Source organism: Leifsonia sp. Ger2509 (genome assembly GCF_055231915.1).
The window spans coordinates 137,525-162,093 of record NZ_JBUYVB010000003.1 but is presented as its reverse complement, the minus strand read 5'-3'; the positions used below and the strand labels follow the sequence as shown (position 1 = coordinate 162,093).

The 24,569-nt window shown below is 67.2% G+C and carries 23 protein-coding genes and 1 tRNA gene; 4 read left to right on the top strand and 20 right to left on the bottom strand.

What is annotated here, in order from left to right; all coding sequences use genetic code 11:
• Positions 1–3: 3 nt before the first annotated feature.
• Both ACV7NN_RS01045 and ACV7NN_RS01040 read right to left on the bottom strand, forming a co-directional pair.
• Entirely contained in the window at positions 4–1,236 is a 1,233-nt protein-coding gene (locus ACV7NN_RS01045) for a glycosyltransferase (protein WP_463347745.1), read from the bottom strand.
• A gap of 121 nt (positions 1,237–1,357) precedes the next feature.
• Positions 1,358–2,341 carry a multidrug DMT transporter permease gene (locus ACV7NN_RS01040; RefSeq protein WP_463347744.1) on the bottom strand — a complete coding sequence of 328 codons (984 nt, stop codon included), beginning with the start codon at positions 2,339–2,341 and terminating at the stop codon, positions 1,358–1,360.
• A 40-nt stretch (positions 2,342–2,381) separates the two neighbouring features.
• On the opposite strand from ACV7NN_RS01040, the gene def reads away from it, so the two are divergent.
• Entirely contained in the window at positions 2,382–2,948 is a 567-nt protein-coding gene (gene def, locus ACV7NN_RS01035) for a peptide deformylase (protein ID WP_463347743.1), read from the top strand.
• 62 nt (positions 2,949–3,010) lie between these two features.
• Here the strand turns inward: def and ACV7NN_RS01030 are convergent, their stop codons facing one another.
• The 15 genes from ACV7NN_RS01030 to dusB form a co-directional block, all read right to left on the bottom strand.
• Entirely contained in the window at positions 3,011–3,901 is an 891-nt protein-coding gene (locus ACV7NN_RS01030; protein ID WP_463347742.1) for a sensor histidine kinase, read from the bottom strand.
• A gap of 58 nt (positions 3,902–3,959) precedes the next feature.
• On the bottom strand, positions 3,960–4,268 hold the full coding sequence (locus tag ACV7NN_RS01025; RefSeq protein WP_463347741.1) for an SHOCT domain-containing protein: 309 nt from the start codon (positions 4,266–4,268) through the stop codon (positions 3,960–3,962).
• A 136-nt stretch (positions 4,269–4,404) separates the two neighbouring features.
• A complete protein-coding gene (locus ACV7NN_RS01020) occupies positions 4,405–5,067 on the bottom strand; it encodes a response regulator (RefSeq protein WP_463347740.1) in 663 nt (220 codons plus the stop codon).
• Positions 5,064–6,266, bottom strand: coding sequence for a sensor histidine kinase (locus ACV7NN_RS01015; RefSeq protein ID WP_463347739.1), 1,203 nt, complete (start codon positions 6,264–6,266; stop codon positions 5,064–5,066). Before ACV7NN_RS01015 ends, ACV7NN_RS01020 begins: the two co-directional genes overlap by 4 nt.
• A gap of 118 nt (positions 6,267–6,384) precedes the next feature.
• Positions 6,385–6,457: transfer RNA gene (locus ACV7NN_RS01010), tRNA-Asn, on the bottom strand.
• A 93-nt stretch (positions 6,458–6,550) separates the two neighbouring features.
• Complete coding sequence (locus ACV7NN_RS01005; protein ID WP_463347738.1) at positions 6,551–7,561, bottom strand: D-isomer specific 2-hydroxyacid dehydrogenase family protein; 1,011 nt, start codon at positions 7,559–7,561, stop codon at positions 6,551–6,553.
• Positions 7,558–8,436 (bottom strand): ATP-binding cassette domain-containing protein, encoded by an 879-nt coding sequence (locus ACV7NN_RS01000; RefSeq protein ID WP_463347737.1) that lies wholly within the window; start codon positions 8,434–8,436, stop codon positions 7,558–7,560. Before ACV7NN_RS01000 ends, ACV7NN_RS01005 begins: the two co-directional genes overlap by 4 nt.
• Before the next feature lie 9 nt (positions 8,437–8,445).
• Positions 8,446–10,137 (bottom strand): ABC transporter ATP-binding protein, encoded by a 1,692-nt coding sequence (locus tag ACV7NN_RS00995; RefSeq protein ID WP_463347736.1) that lies wholly within the window; start codon positions 10,135–10,137, stop codon positions 8,446–8,448.
• Positions 10,134–11,183 (bottom strand): ABC transporter permease, encoded by a 1,050-nt coding sequence (locus ACV7NN_RS00990; protein ID WP_463347735.1) that lies wholly within the window; start codon positions 11,181–11,183, stop codon positions 10,134–10,136. The genes ACV7NN_RS00995 and ACV7NN_RS00990 overlap by 4 nt, the downstream gene beginning before the upstream one ends.
• 1 nt (position 11,184) lies before the next feature.
• A complete protein-coding gene (locus tag ACV7NN_RS00985) occupies positions 11,185–12,282 on the bottom strand; it encodes an ABC transporter permease (protein ID WP_463347734.1) in 1,098 nt (365 codons plus the stop codon).
• Between the two features lie 94 nt (positions 12,283–12,376).
• Complete coding sequence (locus ACV7NN_RS00980) at positions 12,377–14,011, bottom strand: ABC transporter substrate-binding protein (RefSeq protein WP_463347733.1); 1,635 nt, start codon at positions 14,009–14,011, stop codon at positions 12,377–12,379.
• Positions 14,012–14,161: 150 nt separating this feature from the next.
• A complete protein-coding gene (dnaG, locus tag ACV7NN_RS00975; protein ID WP_463347732.1) occupies positions 14,162–16,066 on the bottom strand; it encodes a DNA primase in 1,905 nt (634 codons plus the stop codon).
• A gap of 51 nt (positions 16,067–16,117) precedes the next feature.
• On the bottom strand, positions 16,118–17,077 hold the full coding sequence (locus tag ACV7NN_RS00970) for a DUF4282 domain-containing protein (RefSeq protein ID WP_463347731.1): 960 nt from the start codon (positions 17,075–17,077) through the stop codon (positions 16,118–16,120).
• 80 nt (positions 17,078–17,157) lie between these two features.
• Positions 17,158–18,426 (bottom strand): deoxyguanosinetriphosphate triphosphohydrolase, encoded by a 1,269-nt coding sequence (locus tag ACV7NN_RS00965; protein WP_463351208.1) that lies wholly within the window; start codon positions 18,424–18,426, stop codon positions 17,158–17,160.
• A gap of 6 nt (positions 18,427–18,432) precedes the next feature.
• Positions 18,433–19,623 (bottom strand): tRNA dihydrouridine synthase DusB, encoded by a 1,191-nt coding sequence (gene dusB / locus ACV7NN_RS00960; RefSeq protein ID WP_463347730.1) that lies wholly within the window; start codon positions 19,621–19,623, stop codon positions 18,433–18,435.
• Positions 19,624–19,656: 33 nt separating this feature from the next.
• On the opposite strand from dusB, the gene ACV7NN_RS00955 reads away from it, so the two are divergent.
• Together ACV7NN_RS00955 and ACV7NN_RS00950 are read left to right on the top strand one after the other, a co-directional pair.
• Positions 19,657–20,169 (top strand): aminoacyl-tRNA deacylase, encoded by a 513-nt coding sequence (locus tag ACV7NN_RS00955; protein WP_463347729.1) that lies wholly within the window; start codon positions 19,657–19,659, stop codon positions 20,167–20,169.
• Between the two features lie 145 nt (positions 20,170–20,314).
• Positions 20,315–21,484, top strand: a complete 1,170-nt coding sequence (locus tag ACV7NN_RS00950) for an endonuclease domain-containing protein (protein ID WP_463347728.1) — start codon at positions 20,315–20,317, stop codon at positions 21,482–21,484.
• Here the strand turns inward: ACV7NN_RS00950 and ACV7NN_RS00945 are convergent.
• The 3 genes from ACV7NN_RS00945 to recO all read right to left on the bottom strand — a co-directional run bounded on the left by ACV7NN_RS00945 (position 21,397) and on the right by recO (position 23,738).
• A complete protein-coding gene (locus tag ACV7NN_RS00945) occupies positions 21,397–22,068 on the bottom strand; it encodes a DsbA family oxidoreductase (RefSeq protein WP_463347727.1) in 672 nt (223 codons plus the stop codon). The two genes, ACV7NN_RS00950 and ACV7NN_RS00945, sit on opposite strands and share 88 nt — an antisense overlap.
• A gap of 78 nt (positions 22,069–22,146) precedes the next feature.
• Complete coding sequence (locus ACV7NN_RS00940) at positions 22,147–22,950, bottom strand: isoprenyl transferase (RefSeq protein WP_463347726.1); 804 nt, start codon at positions 22,948–22,950, stop codon at positions 22,147–22,149.
• Positions 22,947–23,738, bottom strand: a complete 792-nt coding sequence (gene recO, locus ACV7NN_RS00935; protein WP_463347725.1) for a DNA repair protein RecO — start codon at positions 23,736–23,738, stop codon at positions 22,947–22,949. The genes ACV7NN_RS00940 and recO overlap by 4 nt, the downstream gene beginning before the upstream one ends.
• A 62-nt stretch (positions 23,739–23,800) precedes the next feature.
• Between recO and ACV7NN_RS00930 the strand changes: the two genes are divergently transcribed.
• Entirely contained in the window at positions 23,801–24,499 is a 699-nt protein-coding gene (locus ACV7NN_RS00930) for a trimeric intracellular cation channel family protein (protein ID WP_463347724.1), read from the top strand.
• Positions 24,500–24,569 lie beyond the last annotated feature (70 nt).

The following is a 24,569-nucleotide window of genomic DNA, read 5'->3' as shown; positions in this document are numbered from 1 at the left end:
CGACTACTCTTTCGTCGTCACCGGCGGGGCCGCATCCGTCACCGGGTCGGCCACCGCCTCACCACGATACAGGCTTTCGAATGTGGAGAGCGTGCGCTGGATGTCGTGCGCCGAGACGATCGTGAGGGACGCGTTCTTCAGCACATCCAGTTCGTCCTGCGGCATCATGAGGATGCGCTCGATGCGGTCCGCGAGTGCTTGCGCGTTGCCCGGCTCGAACAGGTATCCGTTCTCGCCGTCGTGTACGAGGTGCGGGAGCGCCATCGCGTTCGCCGCGACCACCGGGAGCGCGGAGGCCATGGCCTCCATCGTGGCGATGGACTGCAGTTCCGCGATCGACGGCATCGCGAAGACGGTCGCCCGCGTGTACGCCTGCCGCAGTTCCTCATCCGTCAGATAGCCGGCGAAGCTGACGCGGTCAGCGATTCCGAGCTGCTCGGCGAGATGCTGGAGGTTCTTGAACTGGTCCCCGCCTCCGACGATCTCGAGCTTGGCATCCAGCGAGGCGGGAAGGAGGGTGATCGCCTTCAGCAGCACGTCGATCTGCTTCTCGCCGGTCACCCGGCCGACGAACAGGATGCGGTTCTCGGTTCGCGGAGTGAAGTCCGGGGTGTAGTTGTGCGCGTCGATGCCGCACGAGATCGCGTGCACGCCGCGCAGACCGGTGAACTTCTCGAGGAAGTCCGCAGCTTTGCGTGTCGGCGTCGTGACGGCTTCGGCGCGGCCGAAGGTACGACGCGCGGCCTTCCATGCCAGGCCGATCGCCCACTCCTGGATCCACTTCGGGAGCAGGGTGAACTCGAGCATGTTCTCGGGCATGAAGTGGTTGGTCCCGATGATGCGGATCCCGCGCTTCTCCGCCTCGATCGACAGCCCGCGCCCGACCACGATGTGCGACTGGAAGTGGACCACATCCGGCTTCACTTCGTCGAGCACGCGCGCGCTGTTCTGCTTGATGCGCCACGGCAGCGCGAAGCGGAGCCAGTCGTGCGGGTACCAGCGCCAGCTGTAGAGGCGGTGGGCCGTCACGGTCTCGCCCTCGTACTCTTCGGTCCAGGTTCCGTGCTTGCGCGAAGCCGCCGGTGCGACGATGTGCACCTCGTGGCCGCGCGCGACCAGGCCGGAGGCGAGGCGCTCGGCGAAACGGGCTGCTCCGTTGACATCCGGCGCGAACGTGTCGGCACCGATCAGCACCTTCAGGGGTTTCTTCGTTCCCGAAGGTGAACCGGTGGGCACGGATTCATGCGAACCGTTCGAATCGGACAAGTGGAGTGATCCCTACGTTTGTGGCCGGGAACCAAGATCCGGCGCCTGTTTCGCCACCGGCCGACTGCTGCCGGGTGGCTGATTCACTGGCCTAGTCTAAGCCGGACTGGGCTGCCCTGTCGGTAACCGGGGCGACGACCGCCTCCAGTGTCGGCGTCGCGTCGACGGACTGCGGGTGGTATTTCGCCAGCAGGAAGACGCCGTAGATCGCCACCGCTCCGGTGATGACAAAGCCGATTCCGACCCACAGCGGCGCCAGGGACGCCTCGCCCAGGATGACGATTCCGATGGTGACGGCCACCACAGGGTCGATGACAGTGAGCCCCGCGATGACGAGGTCGGGCGGGCCCGCGGAGTACGCGTTCTGCACGAAGTATGCGCCCAGCGCAGCCGCCGCCAGCAGGGCGATGATGCACAGCACCAGCAGGCCGTCGAAGTCGCGCTGCACGAGCCGGGCGATCACGACCTTGGCCAGGGTGGCGACGAAGCCGTAGAGGACGCCGGCTCCGACGATGTACATGAGCGCCTTGAAGCGCGCACGCAGGAAGACGAAGAGCAGCGCGAACACGACGAGGACGATCGCCAGGATGATCAGGATCAGGATGAGGTCGCGGTCGGTAACCGGAAGCTCCCGGGCGAAGAACGCCGCCAGCAGCACGAAGGCGGCCACACCCCCTACACAGAGACTGATGGCGATGACCGAGCTGCGGTTGAGCTTGACGTGGCTGACGCGGGCGTTCAGGATCGCGGTGATCACGAGGGCGACGGCACCGAGCGGCTGGACGACGATCAGCGGCGAGAGGAACAGGCTGACCAGCTGGAAGACGATCGCCAGCCCGAGCATCAGCGTGCCGATCACCCACGACGGTCGCCGGAGCAGGAGGAGGAGCTGCCGCCCGCTGAGGCCGCCGCCGGCCATGTCGGGTTCGCTCGCCTCGACCTTCGCGACACCGTGGTGCTGGAGCTGCGCACCGACGGAGAGGAAGCAGGCGCCGATGAGGGCGATGGGGATGCCGAGGAACTGTTTGGGTTCAAGGGCGAGCTGCCCCACCGCATCCGCCAAGTCCACGCTCACCCCACGACCATACCTAGTTTCGTGTCGATATTCTTGCTGAATGGCCGTCCTTCCGATCCGGATCTCCGGAGACCCCGTGCTTCACACGCCCGCCTCCCCCGTCACCGATTTCGACGACACGCTGCGAACCCTCGTCGACGACATGTTCCAGACAATGGATGAGGCGCCCGGCGTCGGCCTGGCAGCGCCGCAGGTCGGCATTCCGCTTCGCCTGTTCGTGTTCGGCTGGACCGATGACGACGCCGTGCTCCATCGGGGTGTCGCGATCAACCCGGTGCTCTGGATCAGCACGCTGCCGACCGGCGCCCCCGACGAGGACGCCGATTCGGAAGGCTGCCTCTCGTTTCCGGGTGAGCGCTTTCCCCTCGTCCGCGCACAGAGCGCCATCCTGCACGCGGTCGATCCCGACGGCACGCCGTTCGAGATCCGCGCCGACGGCTGGCTGGCGCGCATCTTCCAGCACGAGTTCGACCACCTCGACGGCGTGATCTACGTCGACCGGCTCGAGCACCCGCACGCGAAGGCGGCCGCCAAAGCATCCCGTCGCAACAGCTGGGGCGTCCCCGGCCTCAGCTGGACGCCGGGCATCGACCACCTCGAGGACTGACCACCGCCGGCGCGTCCCGGCGTGCCTGCGTCAGCGGGCCAACGGGTCAACGGACCGACGCGTCAACGACCCAGGTTCACTCCGTGGACACCGTTGTGGAAGCGCAGCGCAGGGAAGACGACGGAGACGGAGAACCCGACGCCCGGCACCGTACGCGCGGTGAGGATGCCGCCGAACAGCTCGGCGCGCTCCCTCATCTCGGTGATCCCCGCACCCGAGATCGACTCGGTGAGCGCCTTCAGGTCCTCATCGATCGTGTACTGCGTAGCCGCTGCCACCTGCTCGCTGTCGAGCCCGGCACGCCGTGCGGCCGCCCGGATGCCGTCGTCGTCGACCGTGACCTGCAGGCCGTCGCCGGTCCACCCGAACCCGACCCGCACATCCGTCCCTGCGCCGCCGTGCTTGAGAGCGTTCTCGAGCGTGCCCTGAAGAATGCGGAACACCGCGAGCTCCGCCCCCGGGCGCAACTCGAAACGGTCGCCGGCCTCGGTGAAGGTGACCTGGAGCCCGGCCTCGCGCATCACCCGGAAGAGGTCGCGGGCCGAGTGGAGGCTCGGCTGCGGAACCGAGACCGCCTCGCCCTCGTGCATCACGGACTGCACACGCCGCATGTCGGCCAGCGCATCCCGTGCGTGCGACTCGAGCGACGCCGCGGACCGGGCAGCCGCCGACGGGTCAGACTCGGCGGCGTAGCGGATGCCCTCGGCTTGCGTGACGAGACGGGCCACCGACTGGATGGCGACATCCTGAAGCTCGCGGACGATGCGCATCCGGCCCGCCTGTTCGGCGAGTTCCAGCTCACGATCGATGCGTGTCCATTCCGACTCGGAGCGCGCGTCGCCTCGCCTGCGCCCCGCTGAGCGGGCCAGCAGCCACAGCACCAGGAACACGACGACCGCGACCAGTGCGGCAAGCGTGATGACCGCGAACCAGCCGTTCGACGTGCCGAACATAGAACTCCCTCTGGGCCGCCTGCTCAGCGTGCGGCCCAGAGGGAGTCTACGCAGTGCGTCAGGAACCGTTCTGGCGGTTCGCCCTCAGCACTTCGAGGCGTGCGCGGTACTCGGCCTCATCGATGTCGCCCTGGGCGTAGCGTTCGGCGAGCGTCCGCTCGGCTGCCTGCGACCCTTGGCTCCAGCCGCGACCGGGTCCGTACCCGGCTGCCGACGCACGGCGCCAGCGGCGTCCGACCAGGCCGAAGATCAGGAAGAACAGACCGATCCAGAAGAGCGGGATGAGGAAGAACCACCACCCGAAGCCGAAACCGACCCACGGGGTCCCGCAGACGACGGCCGCCTGGGCGGCGAGTGATGTGAACATGGTGGCGATCCAATCGGTTGGGTGTGGATCCGCGGTGTGCGAATCGATGACACCAGCTTCGCCACGCAGGGCCCGACGCGAATCCGCTCGCCGGAGTGAATCCGACTACTCCCCCGGGAGCAGCCGGCGCCCCGCGCTACTGCCAGCCCGGCTGGACGAGCCCGGTCTCGTACGCCACGACGACGAGGTGGACGCGGTCGCGCGCATCCAGCTTGGTCATGATCCGGGAGACGTGCGTCTTCGCCGTCAAGGGGCTGAGGAACAGCTCCTCCCCGATCTCCGTGTTCGTGAGGCCGCGACCGACCAGGGCGAGGACCTCGCGCTCGCGGTCGGTGAGCGTTGCCAGCGCCGTCGTCTCCGGAAGGGGCTTGAGGCCGGTCGCGACGCGTTCGAGCAGCCGCTTGGTGACACCCGGGGAGAGCAGGGCGTCGCCTGCGGCGGCGACCCGCACCGCGCGGAGAAGGTCGACCGGCTCGGTGTCCTTCACGAGGAAGCCGCTGGCTCCCGCCCGGATGGCCTGGGCCACGTACTCGTCGAGCTCGAAGGTGGTGACGATGACGATGTGGGTCGACGCGAGCTCGGGGTCGCCGACGATCTGTTCGGTCGCCCAGAGTCCGTCGCCGTCGGGCATCCGGATGTCCATGAGCACCACGTCCGGTCGTGTCGTGCGCGCGAGGTCGACGGCTTCGCGCCCGGTCGACGCCTCGGCGACGACATCGATGTCCGGCTCTGCATCGAGAAGCGCGCGGAATCCGGCACGCACCAGGTGCTGATCGTCCGCGAGCAGCACGCGGATCATCGCTGCCCGCCCTCAGCGGGCTGGGCGACGGTGCGGATGGGGATGCTCGCGCTGACACGGAAACCGCCGCCTGGCAGGTCGGCGGCCTCGAACCGTCCGCCGAGGAGCTCTGCCCGTTCGCGCATCCCGAGCAGTCCGCCGCCCTTCTCGCCGGCGGTCCCGCCGATGCCTCTGCCGTCATCGGTGACGGTGAGCACGTAGTCGCGCCCCTCCTCACCCAGCCGGATGCTCACGTTCGACGCCTGCGCATGCCTGCCCACGTTGGTGAGGGACTCCTGCACGATGCGAAAGAGGGCGAGCTGCACCGCCGGTCCCGGAGTGGAGGTGAGGGTGTTCTCGTACGAGACGGCGAGACCGGCGCGGGTGTAGGTGGCGACGAGGATCGGGATGCGCGCGAGATCGGGCTCCGGAGACCGGGCCGCCTGCTCGTCTTCGGTGCGCAGGAAGCCGAGTACCCCGCGCACCTCTTCCAGCGCCTGGCCGCTGGTCGTCTTGATCGCCGCAAGCGCCTCCTTCGCCTTGTCGGGCTGCGTGTCGAAAAGGTGGAGGCCGACACCAGCCTGAACGCTGATCTGCGAGAGCGAGTGCGCGAGCACATCGTGAAGCTCGCGCGCGATTCGGACCCGTTCCGCCTCCGCTGCGGACACGCGACGGGCGGCCACCTGTCGTGACATCTCCCGGTAGCGTTCGCGACGGTTGCGTATGGCCTCGCCGACTCCGACCAGCAGGGACAGGACGAGCGCCGTGATCAGCGGGCGGATGGTGGCCAGCGTCGTCCCCGAGACCAGGTACGCGGTGAGCGGGCCGAGAACGGCGAGTCCGGCGACAGTCCCCCACGCCCACGCACGTGCACCGCGCGCGGCCGCTATCACGATGGCGAACGCCAGCGGGACGGCTGCGAACGGCGGGCCGGCGCCCAACGCGATCGCCGGCGTGCAGAGAGCGCCGATCGCGACGACGACGGGGCCGGGATGCGAACGTGCGAGAAGGAGAAGGAAAGTCGAAGCGAGGGCCACCAGCATCGCGACGACGAGGGCGGTGCTCGACCACTCGTGGAGGGCGATCGCGACACCGGGTAGCTGGAAGACCAGCGCGACGACGACGGGGATCCAGCGGGCCCCCGGCGGCCTGCGCCCCTGCCAGCCCTGCGGCGGCCCGGCAGAGTCCGGCCAGCGGGCGTCTGTCGGGCGTGGGGCCATCCACCCATGCTAACCAGCGACCCTGAGCGTGTAATCGGCTCGGGGGCTCGACCGGTGGTACTCCCGTGGGAGTACGGGAAAAGAAGAAGGCCCGAAGAGTGGAGTCTCCGGGCCTCAGCTCCCCGACTTGGACTCGAACCAAGAACCTGCCGGTTAACAGCCGGCTGCTCTGCCAATTGAGCTATCGAGGAATGCTTGAACAGCGTAGCTACTTTATCAAAGGTTTCGGGTGCGCAAAATCGCCGCAGACCTCCGCGCGCGTCGCACGCCGTTCACCCGCTGTTTCAGTAGCCCGCGGCCGGGTCGACGATGCCCACGAAGCGTCCTCCGCCGAGAAACGCCTCGACATTGACGCGGATGCGCTCGGCCAGCAACGGCGCCGTCATCTCCGGAGTATCCGCCGAGTGCGGGGTGATCAGGCAACGCGGCTCGTCCCACAGCGGGTGACCGTCCGGGAGCGGCTCCGGATCGGTGACATCGATACCGGCGCCGGCGATCTTCCCGCGGGCAAGAGCATCCACCAGCGCGTCGGTGTCGACGAGCCCACCGCGTGCGATGTTGATGAGGTAGGCCGATTCCTTCATCGCCTCGAACTCGGGCGAGCCGATGAGTTGCCGCGTGCCCCCGGTGAGCGCGGCCGCGACGACCACGATGTCGGCGTCGGGCAGGACCTCCGCCAACTGGTCGGCCTGCACGGTACGGCTTGCCCCGACGACCGCTTCCGCCGACCGCCGGACGATGGTGACCTCCACGTCGAACGGCTCGAGCAGCCGCATCAGCTCCAGCGCGATGCCTCCCGCACCGATGATGACCACGTTCAACCCGTACAGCGACCGGCCCTCGGGCACGGTACTCCAGCTGGTCGCGACGACGCGCTTCGGGAGCACACGGAGCAGCGCGAGCGCCAACGCGAGTGCGTGCTCGGCGACGGGCTCAGCGTACGCGCCCTTGGCGCTGGTCCAGATGAGTCCGGCACGCGACTCCGTGGCCAGGACATCGGCGAACGCATCCACGCCGGCGTAGGGCAGCTGCACCCAGCCGACCCCCGGATGCGCCTTCAGCGCCTCTCGCAATTCGCCCTCCGCCGTGTACGACAGCCAGATCAGGCCGCGGGTGTCCTCGGAGAGTTCGGCGACCGTCCCGCCGCCCGCGGCGACCGCGTCCACGAACAGCTGGCTCGCACGCGGGAGCACCGCGATCGGACCCGGTTCGGGCCGTTCGTCTGCAGGCAGCACGGTTCCCTCCTCCGCGACGACGGCGCGATGCTGGCCCTGTCTGCGGGGGTGCGGTGTCATGCGTGGCCTTCCATCGTTCGAGCGGGGGCGCCTGCCACCTTCTGCGGCCGGCGTTCGGTGCGTTTCTGCGGTGGTTTGAGCGCGGTCGCGAGGCCGGCGACGAAGGGATGCTCCGGTGCCGCCAGCACATCGTCGATCGGCCCGTAGCCGACGACCCGTCCTTCGTGCAGAACGGCGGAGTTGGTCGTCACCCGGCGCAGGATCGCGAGATCGTGACTGACGACGATCGCCGCGAACCCCCGGTGCTCCCGAAGCTGCCCGAGAAGGTCGATGACGGCATCCCGCACTGTCGCGTCGATGCCCGCGGTGGGCTCGTCGGCGACCAGAACGGACGGGCCGAGGACGAGCGCGCGAGCCAGCGCGACCCGCTGTCGCTGCCCCGAGCTCAGCTCGTACGGATACTTGTTGAGAACACTGAGCGGCAGGTGGACCGTGTCGAGCATCGTCGCCGCCCGCTCCCCCGCAGCCCGCCTGCTGTAGCCGTGATCGCGCTCGAAGATCGGCAGAGCCACGTTCTCGGCGACCGTCAGGGTCGGTTCAAGGGTGTTCGCCGCCTCCTGCTCCAGAAAGCCGACGTGGAAGGTGATCTCGGCGATGTCCCGCTTTCGCGCCCGCCGGAGCGAATGGCCGAGCACCGTCGCATCCCCGCCGGTGATCCTCGGGCCCGGGTCCGTCGCGCGCTTCGGAATCCCGCGGCCGGAGAGCACACGGGCGAGCGTCGACTTGCCCGACCCGGTCTCGCCGAGGACGCCCAGGATCTCGCCGGGCTCCACCCGGAGGCTGACACCACGAAGTGCGACATGCGCCGCGCTCGGCCCTCTGGCTGGATACTCGACCGACAGGTCGCTGACGACGATCGCAGGAACGGGACTCACAGTTCGACCCTAGGCGCTTTGCTCCTTCAACGCGCGCAGCGCAGCCCGGCGCTCGGCCTGTTCGACCGGATTCGGCACCGGAAGAGACGCCAGGAGACGCTGCGTGTACGGGTCCTGGGGCGCACCCAGCACTTGCTCGCCGGTTCCCTCTTCGACCAGCTTGCCACGGTGGAGCACCGCGATCCGGTCGGCCAGCAGGTCGACGACCGCGAGGTCGTGACTGATGAACAGGGATGCGAACCCGAACTCCTTCTGCAGCTCCGCGAAGAGCTCCAGCACCCGCGCCTGCACGGACACGTCGAGGGCGGACGTCGGTTCGTCGGCGATGAGCAGGGTCGGCTCGAGTGCGAGCGCGCGGGCGAGACTGGCGCGCTGGCGCTGGCCACCGCTCAGCTCGTGCGGGAACCGGTCGCCGTAGGCGCGCGGCAGCTGAACGGCCTCGAGCAGGTCGTTCACGCGAGCGCGCGCGGCAGCGGGGTTGGATGCCCGGCCGTGCACGACAAGGGGCTCAGCGACGCATTCCGCGATGGTCAGCAGCGGGTTGAAGCTCGATGCGGGATCCTGGAAGACGAAGCCGATGTCGCTTCGAACCTTCTTGAACCGCCGCTCCGAGACGCCGTTCATCTCGATTCCCAGCACCTCGAGCGAGCCGCCGGTCACGCGGGTCAGGCCGCCGATGGCGCGCCCGATCGTCGTCTTGCCCGAGCCGCTCTCGCCCACGAGACCGAGTACTTCGCCCGCCCGGATCTGGAGGCTCACCCCGTCGACGGCGACGAAGCCCGGCCGGCCCATCCGACCTGGATACTGGATGCGCAGGTCGGTGGCCTTGACGACCGGCTTCGCATCGTCCCAGCCCTCGTGGCGGGTCGCCGCGCGTTCCTTCGTCTGCAGCGACGCCTGACCGACGTGAGGGACAGATGCGAGGAGCCGCTGCGTGTACGGATCCTTCGGCGCCGAGAACAGCGTCTTCACATCCGCCTCTTCCACGACCTTGCCCTGGTACATCACCGCCACACGGTCGGCGAGGTCGGCGACCACACCCATATTGTGGGTGATGAGCACGATCGCAGCACCGAACTCGTCGCGGCACCGGCGGAGCAGGTCGAGGATCTCGGCCTGGACGGTGACATCCAGCGCTGTGGTCGGCTCGTCTGCAACGATCAGCCCCGGGTTCAGCACGAGCGCCATTGCGATGACGACGCGCTGCTTCTGGCCCCCCGAGAACTGGTGCGGGTAGTACTTGTAGCGCAGTTCGGGGTCGGGGATGCCGACACGGCCGAGGATCTCGATCGCCTTCGCGCGCGCTTCGGCCTTCGTGAGCTTCCCGTGAGCCTTGAGGCCCTCCTCGATCTGCCACCCGACGGTGTAGACCGGGTTGAGCGCCGTCGACGGCTCCTGGAACACCATCGCGACGTCATTGCCGCGCACCTCGCGGAGCTGGCGCTTGGTGAGACGCACGATGTCAGCCTCTGTACCTCCGTCGCGGCTGCGCAGGATGACAGCACCCGACGCTGTGGCCGTCTCCGGGAGAAGACCGAGAATCGTCTTCGCGGTGACGGTCTTGCCGCTTCCGCTCTCTCCGACGATCGCGAGCACCTCGCCCGGCGCGACGCGCAGAGTGACGTTGTCGACCGCCTTGATCGCCCCAGCGTCGGTCGAGAACGAGACCGCGAGGTCCGTGATCTGAACGATGTCGGTCATGACCGCACCTCGATTCCGTGTTCGTCGAAACTTTCGCCGTCTTCGAGCCCGTCCAGACCACCGGGGCCCGCTGTGAGCGTTCCGCCCGGTACGACCGAGGTCTCTGCGACCTCTCCTGCCGCTTTGGCGACGGAGCGGCGACCACGCAGTCGCGGGTCGGCCAGGTCGTTCAGGCTCTCGCCCACGAGGGTGATGCCCAGGACTGAGATGACGATCGCGAGACCCGGGAAGAGCGCGGTCCACCAGATGCCGCTCGTCACATCCGACACCGATTTGCTCAGGTCGTAACCCCACTCGGCCGCAGCCGTCGGCTCGATGCCGAAACCGAGGAAGCCGAGACCCGCGAGGGTCAGGATCGCCTCGGACGAGTTCAGCGTGAAGATCAGTGGCAGGGTGCGGGTCGAATTGCGGAAGACGTGCCGGAACATGATCCGCCCGTTGCTCGCGCCGATCACCTTCGCCGACTCGACGTATGCCTCGGCCTTGATCCGAACGGCCTCCGATCGGATCACCCGGAAATACTGGGGGATGTAGACGACGGTGATCGAGATGGCCGCAGCCATGATCCCGCCCCACAGACTCGACTGCCCACCGCTGATCGCGATCGCGACGACGAGCGCCAGGAGCAGCGACGGGAAGGCGTAGATCGCGTCGAGGATGACGACGAGCACCCGGTCGAGCCAGCCGCCGAAGTAGCCGGAGACGAGACCGAGGGCGACACCGATGAAGATCGAGAGGATGACCGCGACGATCACCACCAGGATCGAGGGCTGTGCGCCGTAGAGCACACGGGAGTACACGTCGTACCCGCCGACAGTCGTGCCCCAGATGTGAGCCGGGCTCGGAGGCTGCTGGGAACCGAACGGGCCGTGTGCGTCGCGCAGTTGTGCGAACCCGTAGGGCGCGATCAGCGGTGCGAAGATCGCCACGAGCACGAAGATGGCGGTGATGACGAGTCCGACGACGAGCATCCCGCGCTGCAGCCCTACCGACTGGCGGAGCTGATGGACGACGGGCAGGCGGCCCCAGATGCTGCGCTTTGCCATCTCAGTACCTCACTCTCGGGTCGATCAGGGCGGCGATCACGTCGACCACGAAGTTCGTGAGAGCTACGATCACGGCAAGGAGCGCCACCATTCCCTGCACGGCGACGAAGTCGCGGGCGTTCAGGTACTGGACGAGCTGGAAACCGAGGCCCCTCCACTCGAATGTGGTCTCGGTCAGCACGGCGCCGCCGAGCAGGATCGCGATCTGCAAGCCGATCACCGTAATGATCGGGACGAGGGCGGGCCGGTACGCGTGACGACGGACCAGCCGGTATTCGCTGACACCGCGTGAGCGCGCGGCATCCACATAATCCGTCGACAGGGTGCCGATCACATTGGTGCGCACCAGGCGCAAGAAGATGCCGGCTGTCAACAGCCCGAGGGTGATCGCAGGAAGGATCGCGTGGAGCAGAACATCGCTGACCACCGCGGGGTCTCCGGTCTGGAACGCGTCGATCAGGTAGATGCCCGTTTTCGTCGGCAAGGTCTGCAGTTCGAGTTCCGAACTGGTCGAAGCCCGTCCAGCGACCGGAAGCCAGTTGAGCCAGATCGAGAAGATCAGTTTCAGGAGTAGTCCGGCGAAGAACACTGGCGTGGCGTAACAGAGGATCGCGAACACCCGGAGGCTCGCATCCCGTCCTTTGTCCCGGAAGTAGGCGGCGACCATCCCGAGCGGAATGCCGACGATAAAGGCGACGATGAGGGCATAGAACGCGAGTTCGAGCGTCGCCGCGCCATACCTCAGGAGCACCTGGATCACCGGCTGGTTATCGCTCAGCGTGGTGCCGAAGTTGCCGGTGAAAACCTGTCCGAGGTACTCGAAGTACTGGACGATGAGCGGCCGATCGTAGCCGGCCTCATGGATGCGTTGTGCGAGTTCTGCTGGTGGGAGCTTGCCGCCGAGGGCGGCCGTGATGGGGTCGCCGGTGGCCCGCATGATGAAGAAGACCACGGTGACGAGGATGAAGATCGTGGGGATGATGAGCAGCGCGCGAACGACGATGTAGCGCGCGAGACCACCCCCTGATCGTCGACGTTTCTGCTTGATTTCCGGGCTCGAAGGCGCCGCGGCCGCAGGGCCGGTGACAGTCGCTGTCATAACTACCAATCGTGGAGAGATCCGCCGACAAGGGGCGGCCCGCTGGCGCGAGCCGCCCCTTGTCACGGTGAGGTGATTCTATCCTCTGGTGGTCCTAGCCCTTGGACAGAGCCGCGTAGCGGAACTTGAACGAAGCGTCCAGCGTCTTGTCGGCGCCGGACACGTTCTTGCCGACGACGACGACCTGGGACCCCTGCAGCAGCGGCAGCGTCGACAGGTCGGCACCGACCTTCGCCTGGATCTCCTGGATCAGCTTCGTGCGCTCCGCCTTGTCGGTCGTGCCCAGCTGCTGGGTGATCAGCGACTGCACGGCCGGGTTGTCGTAGTGGTTCGCGAGGAAGTTGTCCTTCTGGAAGAACGGCGACAGGTAGTTGTCGGCGTCGGAGTAGTCCGGGAACCAACCGAGCTGGTAGGCCGGGTAGATGTCCTTGACACGGTCCTTGCTGTACTGCACGTACTCGGTCGACTGCAGGTTGACCTTGAAGAGACCGCCCTGCTCGAGCTGGTCCTTGATCTGGGCGTACTCGTCAGACGAGGACGGCCCGTAGTGCTCGGTCGTGTACTGCAGGTTCAACGTGATCGGCGTAGCCACACCGGCAGCCTGGAGCACGGCCTTCGCCTTGTCGAGGCTGGGGCCACCGTTGCCGTCACCGTAGAGGTCCTTGAGAACCGTGGTGGCGCCGGTCAGGCCGTTGGGCACGTACGAGTACAGCGGGGTGTAGGTGTCCTTGAACACCTGCTTGGCGATCGCTGCGCGGTCGACGAGGTCGGCTGCCGCCTGGCGGACGGCGAGTGCCTTCTTCGGGTCGGCCTGTGCTGTCTTGGCGCCGTACGGCATCGAGTTGAAGTTGAAGACGATGTAGCGGATCTCGCCACCGGGGCCGTCGACGACCTTGACGTTCTTGTCGGTACGCAGGCTCGCGATGTCGGTGGCCGACAGGGCGCGGGTCGCGACGTCGATGCCGCCCTTCTGGATGTCGAGCTTCATGTTCGACGCGTCGGTGTAGTACTTGACGTTGATCTTGTCGGTGGCAGCCTTGCCGAGGAGACCCTGGTAACCGGGGTTCGCCTTGTAGGCGATCAGGCTGTTGACCGTGTAGCTCGTGATCGAGTACTGGCCCGCGAACGGCTCACCCTTGACGATGTCGTTGTCGGGTGTGACCTTGTCAGGCGAGAAGACCTGCTCGTCGACGATGGGGCCGGCCGGGCTCGAGAGCACCTGGGCGAAGGTCTGGTCGTTCGGCACCTTGAGGTGGAAGACGACCGTGGTGGGGTCGACGGCGTCGGTGCTGGCCAGGTTGGCGAGCAGCGAGGCGGGGCCATTGGGGTCGTTGATCTTCAGCTGGCGGTCGAACGTGAACTTCACGTCGGACGACGTCAGGTCGTGGCCGTTCGCGAACTTCAGTCCGGGCTTCAGTTTGACGGTGTACTCGGTCGGCGAGGTGAAACTTGCGGACACGGCGATGTCGGGCTTGACGTCCGGGCTGCCGTAGGGGGTGTTCAACAGGAACGGGTACACCTGGTTCATCACGGCGAAGGAACCGTTGTCGTACGAGCCTGCGGGGTCGATCGACGTGATCTTGTCGGTCGTACCGATGGTGAGCGTTCCAGAGCTGCCGGAGCTCGAGTTGTTCGCATTTCCGGAGCAACCTGCGAGCACGATGGCCGTCGCCGCGAATGCGGCGGTCACGGCCAGAATGCGTCTGCCGCTCGTGTGGGCGGATCTCATTTTGCGAGTACCTCTTCCTGGTGTGGGGTCAGCCAGCCCGGTGGGCAGCGCTGTGCGCACCGCCGGACTGCGTTGATTCTTGATAACACAGAATCAGCGTCTGTTCGAACCGTTTCGGCGATTCGTAGCGAGATCGGTACGCGCACGCAATTATTCGTCGCGCAACTTGCGTCTGTCCGCTTCGATCTGTACGAGCTCGCGCTGGAGTTCAGTGTAGGCCTCGCGCTGCTCGGGGTCGGCACGCTGCAGACGACCGAGAAGATCGGCTTTGCGCCGGAGCAGATCCCGCTCGATCAACGAGCTCGTAACTCCGCGCACATAGGCGGCCAACTCCTTCTCCGAGCGTTCGGGGATCGGTGCGACGCCCAGCTCTGTTACAAGCGTCGCGAACGGAGCGGGCACTTCCTGCACCACGCGGGCCAGCCAATCCGGCGAGTCGAAGGAGTCGAGGGTGGTCGCGATGCCGTCCCGCACGACGGCGAGGCTCTGGTTCGCGAATGCGGTCTGCGTGGCGCGTCGGGTCAGATCGACGCCGACCATCGACGGGTACTGGAGGATCGCCATCAACGCGTCGCGTTCGAGCCGCGTCGCGTGGTCGGTCGGGAGCGACACGAGCGACGGTCCGTCGGCCGGTGCGGGTTGCGCGAGCGCCGTGGAACGCGCATCCCCTGCCCCGCGCTGGGCGCTCGAATGCGCCTGACGAGCTCCGTCACTCGAATGCGCTCCGGCCGGCGCGCTGCTCGAACGAGCAGCCGTGACGGCGCGGGAGACCTCGGAGAGCTCCATTCCGAGCATCCGTGCGAGCTCCCGGGTGTACCCCGGCCGCAGAGACGGGTCGCGGATGTCGGAGACGACGGGCGCGGCCGAACGCAGGGCAGCCACCCGGCCCTCGACGGTGTCCAGGTTGTACTGCGTCAGCACCTGCTTGATCATGAACTCGAACATGGGCTTCTTCGAGTCGATCATGCGCCGGACGGCGTCGTCGCCTTTCGTCAGGCGCAGGTCGCAGGGGTCGAGGCCTTCCGGGCCGACCGCGACGTAGGTCTGGGCGGCGAAACGCTGCTCTTCGCTGAAGGCGCGCATCGCTGCCTTCTGGCCGGCCGCATCCGGGTCGAACGTGAACACGACTTCGCCCAGACCGCTGTCGTCTCCGAGAACGCGGCGAAGCACCTTGATGTGGTCGACGCCGAAGGAGGTGCCGCAGGTCGCGACGGCTGTCGTTATGCCCGCGAGGTGGCAGGCCATGACGTCGGTGTAGCCCTCGACCACGACGACCTGGTGGCTGCGGGCGATCTCGCGCTTGGCGAGGTCGAGACCGTAGAGGACCTGCGCCTTGTGGTACACCGGCGTCTCGGGGGTGTTCAGGTATTTCGGACCGTTGTCGTCGTCGAGGAGTTTGCGGGCACCGAAGCCGATGGTCTGGCCGGTCACGTCGCGGATGGGCCACACCAGCCTTCCGCGGAACCGGTCGTAGACGCCGCGATCTCCGGCGGACACGAGGCCCGCTGCCGCCAGTTCGTCCTGGCTGAAGCCGCGCCCTCGCAGATGTTTGGTCAGTTCATCCCAGCTCTTGGGGGCGAACCCGATGCCGAAGTGCGCTGCCGCTGCGGCATCGAAACCGCGTTCGCCGAGGAAGCGGCGCCCGACGTCCGCTTCGGGTGCTGCGAGCTTCTGGGTGAAGAACTCTTCAGCAGCCGTGTTGGCTGCCAGGATGCGCGCGCGGTTGCCCTGTTCGGGTGCTGCGCCCCCATCCTCATAGTGAAGGGTGAGGCCGACCCGGCCGGCGAGACGCTCGACGGCTTCCGTGAAGCTGACGTGGTCCATCTTCTGGAGGAAGGAGTAGACGTCGCCGCTTTCCCCGCAACCGAAGCAGTGGTACATGCCGACCTGGGGCCGCACGTGGAAGCTTGGGCTGCGTTCGTCGTGGAACGGGCAGAGACCTTTGAGGGAACCCACTCCGGCGGGCCGGAGGCTGACGTAGTCCCCGACGATGTCGGCGATGTTGGTCCTGGCTTTGACCTCTTCGATGTCACTCTGTCGAATTCGGCCGGCCATAGTCTGATTCTACTGAGCGCGGTGACATCGCCGGCCGCGCGGATGAGGTGGTCAGGGACCCTGCTTTCGTCGTGGCCGGGTGTTCTCGGCGATCGCGACGACGGCGACGAAGACCTCGATCGCCACGCGGAGAAGCAGGATGGCGAGCGCGCTTCCGACGACCGTGATGATGAGGCCGAAGAGGAACACGAATGCACCGAGGAAGCTGTGCGTCGCGATCGCCTGGCCGAGCCAGTAGATGAGCGCGAGGATCGTGCTCAGCGCGATGAGTACGAGGCCGACCACATAGACCGGCCCGGCCAGTTTTCGCGTCACGTACCGGGTGAACGTGAAGTCGAACAGTGCGGAGAAGAAGCCGTCGTTGTCGAGCCGGTCGGCGAACACTTCCGTGATCGAACGGGCGGGCGGGGCTGCCTGATGAGCGGCAGGCGGCTCCGTCGCGAAGGCCGGTTCGGCTTCGGGTGACGGCTCGGGAACGGGGGGTGCCTGCTCCGAGCCGGGTTGCGCTGCAGCTTCCGGTGCAGACGCTGTTCCGGGCGATGTCGACGATGAGGCTGCAACGGTCACGACGGGGACTGCAGCGGCAAGCACTTCGGTCTGCTCCATGGCGGGCAGTACCTGGGTCTCCGCGGTCTCCGGTTCAGGGACGGCTTCCGTAGTCGGGACGGCAGGTGCGGTCTCGGGTGCAGGCACGGTTCCTGCGGCGGGGACGGCCTCAGCGCCTTGGGGACTTCCAGTGTTCTGCGCTGTATCGGAGGTCGTGACGACCCTGCGGGGAGTCGCGGTGCCCGCTGTCGCCTTGCGTGGCGCGGCCTTGCGCGGTGCTGCCTTGGCCGGGGTTCCCTTGGCCGGCGTTCCCTTGGCCGGCGTCGCCTTCGCAGGCGGCGCCTTGGCCGCCGTCGGCCGGACTGGTTCGGGTACGGTCTCGGCCGGTGTCGGCGCGCTGCCGTCCGTGGCTTCCGCGCCCGTGGTGGGCTCGTCGCCATTCGTCGGCGGTTGTGGCGCGCTCATCGTTTCCTCCCGTTGGCCTTCGTTCTCAGCATCCAGCAGAGTGCCCTGAGGCACAAGGCCCCACACTTCGGGACCGAACGCTAATGCTGTACCAGCCGTTCGTACCATGCAAGCGCGGACTGGTCGGTGAGGCTCGCGACCTGATCGACGACCACGCGCTTACGCGCTGAGTCGTCGGCCGCAGCGTCCCAGTCTTCGGCGAATCCGGGATCGAGTTCGCGCGGACCACTTGCGAGCAGGACATCGGCGAGTGTCGACAGCACCTGTCGCTGCTGCGCGTAGATCGGCTGGCGCGTGTTCCGCGACATGACGAACGTAGCGACGATGCCTTTCAGAACGGCGATCTCCGCCTGGATCTCGGGGGGAACGACGACGTTCGCGCCGAATCGGATGAGGCTCTCGCTTGCCGCGGCTTCGCGGGTGGCCCGCGTCGCGGCGCCGGCGAACCGTCCGATCAACTGGCTGGTGAGGTTTTTGAGCCTCGCCTGGGCACGTCGACTGGAATCCCAGCCGTCGAGCCACACATCGAGCGTGTCGAGCCGGTCGAATGCAGCGATCAGCTCGTCGTGGCTGAATTCGCCGCCGATCCATTCGTACATGGAGGCGACGAGTTCGTCATGATCGACCCGGCGACCGAGCGACTGGACGTCGATGTAGCCGTTGACGACCGCATCTTCGAAGTCGTGCACCGAGTAGGCGATGTCGTCGGAGAGGTCCATGACCTGCGCCTCGATGCAGCGGACGCGTTCCGGGGCGTTTCCGCGCATCCAAGCGAATGCCGGGAGGTCGTCGGGGTAGAACCCGAATTTGGCGCGACCGCTCGGGTCGGCGACAGAGGATGATGCCGGCCACGGATACTTGCAACTCGCGTCGAGACTGGCGCGAGTCAGGTTGAGCCCATAGGCGTTGCCGTCGTCGCCGAACACTTTCGGTTCGAGCCGCGTGAGAAGGCGGAGGGTCTGCGCGTTGCCTTCGAACCCGCCGATGTCTGCGGCCCATTGGTTGAGCGCGCGCTCACCGTTGTGCCCGAAGGGCGGATGGCCGATGTCGTGGGCGAGACACGCCGTGTCGACGATGTCGGGATCGAGCCCGAGGCTGGTGGCGAGCTCGCGACCTACCTGGGCGACCTCGAGGGAATGGGTGAGTCTGTTGCGAGCGAAGTCGAGGCCCGCCGTGGGGCTGAGCACCTGGGTCTTCGCCGCGAGGCGTCTCAGCGCGGATGAATGAAGGAGTCGGGCGCGGTCGCGCGCGAAGTCGCTTCGACGGCTGGAGTGCTGCTCAGGGAGCCAGCGCTCGCGGTCTTCCGGCCCATAGGCCGGCGATACGGGCTCGGCATTGCGAGTCTCGATCACCGGCTACCCCCCACTGTTGTTCAGTTCGGCTTCGGCCAGTTCGACCTTCTGATATCCGTCGAGTTCCCGGCTGGCCAGCCAGCCATCGGGAAGCGAGGGATTCTTCGGCGTGCCCGCGCGTCCGCGCGGGCCTTCTGCGCCCTCGCCCGGGTATGGCTGGTCCCAGTCGAGGGTTGCCAGCAGGTCATCGAGATGCTGGAGGGTGTCGACCGTGGCGAGGCTCGCCCGGAGGTCTCCGCCGACGGGATAGCCCTTGAAGTACCAGGCGACGTGCTTGCGGATGTCGCGGCACCCGCGCTCTTCACTGTCGAAGAACTCCACGAGCAGTTCCGCATGCCGCCGGAAGGTTGCCGCCACCTGCCCGAGCGTGGGGTGCGCCTGGATGGCGGCCGCGACGTCGGGATCGAGCTCACCCGATCGGGCACGGAACGCGGCGGCCAGATCACCGAAGAGCCACGGACGCCCCAGGCAGCCGCGCCCGACGACCACGCCGTCGCATCCGGTCTCTTCGACCATTCGGATCGCGTCGGCCGACGACCAGATGTCGCCGTTGCCGAGAACAGGTGTGCCTGTGATCGTCTCTTTGAGCTTCGCGATCGCCGACCAGTCGGCGTGTCCCGAGTAGAACTCGGCGGCCGTCCTCGCGTGCAGTGCGATGGACGCGACGCCCGCTCCCTCGGCGGCTCTGGCCGCTTCGAGGTAGGTCAGATGATCGCTGTCGATTCCCTTGCGCATCTTCACCGTCAGGGGAATCGGGCCGGCCGCACGAACGGCTCCTTCGAGGATCTCACGGAAGAGCCCGAGCTTCCACGGCAGCGCCGCGCCTCCGCCCTTGCGCGTGACTTTCGGAACCGGGCAGCCGAAATTGAGGTCGATGTGATCGGCCCGGTCTTCGGCAACAAGCATCGTCACGGCTTCGGCGACCGTCTTGGGATCGACGCCGTAGAGCTGGATCGATCGGGGGGTCTCCGATTCGTGGTGTGTGATCAGGCGCATCGACTCGGGGGTGCGCTCGACCAGGGCACGAGAGGTGATCATCTCGCTCACGTAGAGGCCCGCGCCGAACTCGCGGCAGAGACGACGGAATGCCGTGTTCGTGATTCCGGCCATCGGGGCGAGGACGACGGGTACGTCGAGGGTCAGCGGACCGATGGTCAGCTGGGGTGCGGGGCTTATCGTTGCAGTGGAAGGCATCTCATTCAATTGTCCCAGAAAGCGGCGGCGTAAATGACTCAGGACGTTCAGGCTGTGGAAGGATCGAGCGAGCCGGTCGTCAACGGCCGCGCGCGGGCTGAGGCCGATGCGGCCGCTCGAGGGGTGCCCATCCGGATCACCGAGCGCCCGGCCGCCCGCAGTCTCGAGGAAGCCGCAGCACTCCTCGGGCTCCCCCCGTCGGGGATCGTCAAGACGCTTGTCGTCAAACGCAGCGACGGCACCTTCCTCTTCGCACTGGTTCCCGGCGGTCGAAAGATCTCGTGGCCGAAACTGCGCGCCCTCGTCGGCGTGAACAAGCTGCAGCTGCCGGATGCGGCCGTAGCACTCGAGGCGACAGGGTTCGAGCGCGGCACCATCACGCCTTTCGGGAGCACCAACGTCTGGCCGGTGTACGCCGACAGCTCGATCGCCGGCCACGAAGTGGCGATGGGTGCCGGTGCCCACGGATACTCCCTCTTCGTCGACGCGGATGCTCTGATCGCTTCGTTCGACGCCACCGTCGCCGACATCTCCGACCCCGAGTAGCCCTGCCGGGCAGCCCCGTACGACAGAGGGGTCAAGATTCCCTAGTCGCGCGGCGGGGTACCGGCTGAATCTGTCCCATCTGACGCGACGGGGCGCCTGTGGACAGTATCCGGCGCGGATCCCGACGCTGCGTGAACATAGACGGATGACTCGTCGCAGCGCGCTCCCTGCCGAATTCCGGGATCGTGGATTCTCGGTATCCGAAGCGGGCTGCGCCGGCCTGCCGAAATCACGGCTGCGCGCATCCGATCTGACCGCGCCGTTCTGGGGAACGCGCCTGCCCCACTCTGCCGCGACTCTTGTCGACCGGTGCCGGGCGCTGAGCCGGCGGATGGGCGACCACCACTTCTTCAGTCACAGCACCGCCGCGCTCCTCTGGGGTGTCCCGCTCCCCCGACGGCTCGAACAGGGGGCGATCGTGCATGTCGCGACGATCGCGCCCGGACGTGCACTGAGACGCGCGGGCGTGCGAGGTCACAGACTCACGATCGCGCCCGAGCTCGTCATCGGACACCGCGGCATCCGGCTGACAACGCCGGAAGAGACGTGGCGCGAACTCGCGTCGATGCTGACCGTGGACGATCTCGTCGTCGCCGCTGACGGGTTGCTCCGTCGGAAGCAGCCGCTGTCAAGCCACGAGGAGTTGCTCCGGGCGGCGGAGGGTATGGGGAACCGCCCGGGAGCAGGCATTGCGCGAAAGGCCATCCAGCTTGCGAGCCCGGGAACGGATTCGCCGATGGAGACCCGGCTGCGCCTTGCACTGCACCGCGCCCAGCTCCCCCAGCCAGAAGTGAACGGGATCGTGTCCGATGCGTTCGGAGAATTCGTGGCCATGTGCGACCTGGTCTTCCGCGAGCACCGCGTGGTCGTCGAGTACGACGGCGACCATCACCGGACCGTGAAGGAACAATTCGATCGCGACATCGATCGTCTGTGGATGCTCGATGAACTCGGCTGGCGCACGGTCCGCGTCAACAGCTCGCACCTGGGGAACGGTGCCACGATCGCCGTCGCGCGGGTAGATGCGGCCCTCCGGGCGCGCACAGGGGCCAACTTCCGCTCGTCGTCGGGCTCGCGACTAGCGAAAGTTGACCCTTTTGTGAGTCGGCTAGGGGAGGGCGCAGACGTCGCCGTCACAGGCGGCGGCAGACGGGTCCCCGAGAATGGTCAGCGAGAACGCGGCAGGAGCAAGGGGTGGGGGCGTCGTGGGGGCCGCATCCGCGCCGCTCACGCGGTCACCGCGGCCTTCTCCGTCCAGACCTGTTCGAGGACCTGGGCGAACGTCTGCGCATCCTGTGCCCCGGACACGCCGTAGCGCCCATCGATCACGAAGAAGGGGACGCCCTGGATGCCGTATTCTGCGGCCAGCGACTGGTCGGCTCGGACGTCCGACAGGAATTCCTCGGACTCCAGGGCGCGCACGACATCGTCGCGGTCGAGCCCGACCTCAGCGGCGAGGTCGGCGAGTTCGGGGATGCGTCCGACGTGGCGGCCTTCGACGAAGTATGCGCTGAACAGCTTCTCCGACAGTTCCAGCTGTTTGCCGTTGGCCTTCGCGTAGTGGAGCAGCTCGTGGGCTTTCACCGTGTTCGTGTGCTTGAGATTGTCGAAGTCATAGTCGAGCCCGACGGACGATGCGATACCGGACACACGTTCGAGCATCGGCTGCACCTGGGCCGCGGGGATCCCCTTGTGGCCGGAGAGGAAGTCGATCTCACTGCCGTCGAAGTCGACCGGTGTATCAGGCGAGAGTTCGAAGCTGTGGTACTCGACGATTACGCCGCGGTCATCGCCCGTACCGGCGAAGAGGCCGGTTCCCGCTTCGAACTTGCGCTTGCCGATGTAGCACCACGGGCAGGCGATGTCGGACCAGATGTCTACTTTGATGGGTTCACTCACGAGAAGAGCAACCCGGCCGCAGAAAGTTTCATTCCCGCAACTTTCCGTCGGAAGAAGACCGGGCCGGCATCCGTCGTGTCAGACGGACGGCGCATCGACCGCGCCGCCGAACCTGCGGTTGCGTCCGGCGTACAGTTCGATCGCGTTCCAGAGGTCGGCGCGCGAGAAGTCGGGCCACAGCGTGTCGAGGAAGACCATCTCGGCGTACGCGCTCTGCCAGAGCATGAAGTTGCTCGTACGCTGCTCCCCCGAGCTCCGGACGAAAAGGTCGACGTCGGGCAGATCGGGCGTGTACAGGTGTCGCTGGATGGTGCGTTCGGTGATGGCGGATGGTTTGAGGCGGCCCGACGAGACATCCTGCGCGATCGCACGGACCGCATCCGCCACCTCCGTGCGTCCGCCGTAGTTCACGCACATCGTGAGGGTGAGCACGTCGTTGTCGGCCGTGAGCCGTTCGGCGAACTGGAGTTCCTTGATCACCGACGACCACAGCCGGGGCTTGCGGCCGGCCCACCGGACGCGGACGCCCCACTCGTTGAGTTGGTCGCGCCGGCGGTGGAGCACCTCGCGGTTGAACCCCATGAGGAAGCGCACCTCGTCGGGCGACCGCTTCCAGTTCTCGGTCGAGAACGCGTACACGCTGAGGTGCTTCACGCCGATCTGGATGGCGCCGGCCACCACATCCAGCAGCGACGCCTCCCCCGCGCGATGCCCTTCGATCCGGGTGAGGCCCCGCGCGTTCGCCCAGCGTCCGTTGCCGTCCATCACGATCGCGACGTGGTCGGGCACCGCGGCCTGCGGAACATCGGGTGGGTAGACCCCCGTCCAGTCGAGCGGCCGGAACTCGACAGCGTCTTTGTGCGTGTACGGTTTCGGCGTCATCGGCTCCCCTGGGATGCGCTGGATGCAGTGGATTCGGTCTCGGTCGGCGCGTCGCCGTCGCGACGTTCCCGCGAGACGTGCTGGAGGGAGCGCAGCCCGCGCTCCAGATGCCATTGGGTGTACGCGGCGACCACCCCACTGGCCTTCGAACGGGTCGCATCGCCCGCTGACTCCGCCTGGTCCCAGTCCCCCGTCAGCAACGCACCGAGGAGGGCGACGGTCTCCACGTCGAGGCGCGGCGCGCCCTGAGGTGCACAGTTGTCGCACACGACCCCGCCGAGCTGCACGACGATCGCCGAATGCGGCCCAGGCGCACCGCACCGCGAGCAGTCCAGGAAGCTCGGCGCCCATCCGGCCATCGACAGGGAGCGGAGCAGGTAGGAGTCGAGCGTGAGCGCCGCACCGTGCTCCTTGCGCGCGAGCGAGCGGAGCGCCCCGACGAGAAGCAGGTACTGCTGGAGCGACCCTTCGGCCTCCGTCACGCGGTCGGCCGTCTCGACCATCGCGTTCGCAGCGGTGTAGCTCGCATAATCGTCGGCGATCGCCGCGCCGTACGAACCGATCGATTCGGCCTGGGTGATCACGTCGAGGCTGCGGCCTTCGTAGAGTTGCACATCGGCGACCATGAACGGTTCGAGGCGCGCTCCGAACTTGGATGCCGTGCGCCGCACGCCTTTCGCGACAGCGCGGACCTTGCCGTGCTGGCGGGTGAGCATCGTGACGATGCGGTCGGCTTCGCCCAGCTTGTGGGTGCGCAGCACGACGGCTTCATCACGATAAACGGGCACCCTCCCAGTATCCCCCGCCCGCCTGACAGAGCGGGGGTGCCGCGCATGCTACAAAGTGAGCTATGAGCGCAACGGTCTTCACGATCCCACTGTGGGCGGACCTCGTGGCCGTGGGTGTGGGCTCGCTCCAGGGTGCGATGTTCGCCTCCGGTTTCCGGGACAGGCGGCTCGACCTGCTCGGCGTCGCGATCATCGGCGTCGCGACCGGTGTCGGCGGCGGTCTCCTGCGCGATATCCTCCTGGTCACTGCCCCCGTGGCGCTCGCGACGAACTGGTACCTCCCGATCACCGTGGTCGCGGCCCTGCTCGGAATGCTGCTCGCCCGGGTCTTCCGGCGGCTGGACCCGCTGATCACCTTCCTCGACGCGTTGACGATCGGGCTGTTCGGGGCGATCGGCGCGACGAAGGCCCTGTCGCTGGGCCTGCCGGAGGTTCCGGCTCTCTTCGTCGGCGTGGTGTCTGCCGTCGGCGGGTCGATCCTGCGCGACGTGCTGCTGACGCTGCCGATCGCCCTCATGCACGTCGGGTCGCTCTACGCGGTGGCGGCCGGCGCAGGCACGGCCGCTCTCGTCATCCTTGTCGACCTCCACGTGCCGATCGGTGTGGCTGCGATCGTCTGCGTGGTCGTCACCACGGTCATCCGCCTACTTGCCGTGCGATTCGGCTGGAGCCTTCCCGAGCAGCGGACACTCAGCCGCATCCCGCGACCGCGCTGGCCGCGCCGCGCGCCCCGCTACCGCATCTCCAACCCCGACCAGTAGGACGACGAGAACAGGGTCCTTCCTGCTCGCGGATCGCGGAGGGGAAGAACCCTGTTCTGGGACTGCTGGG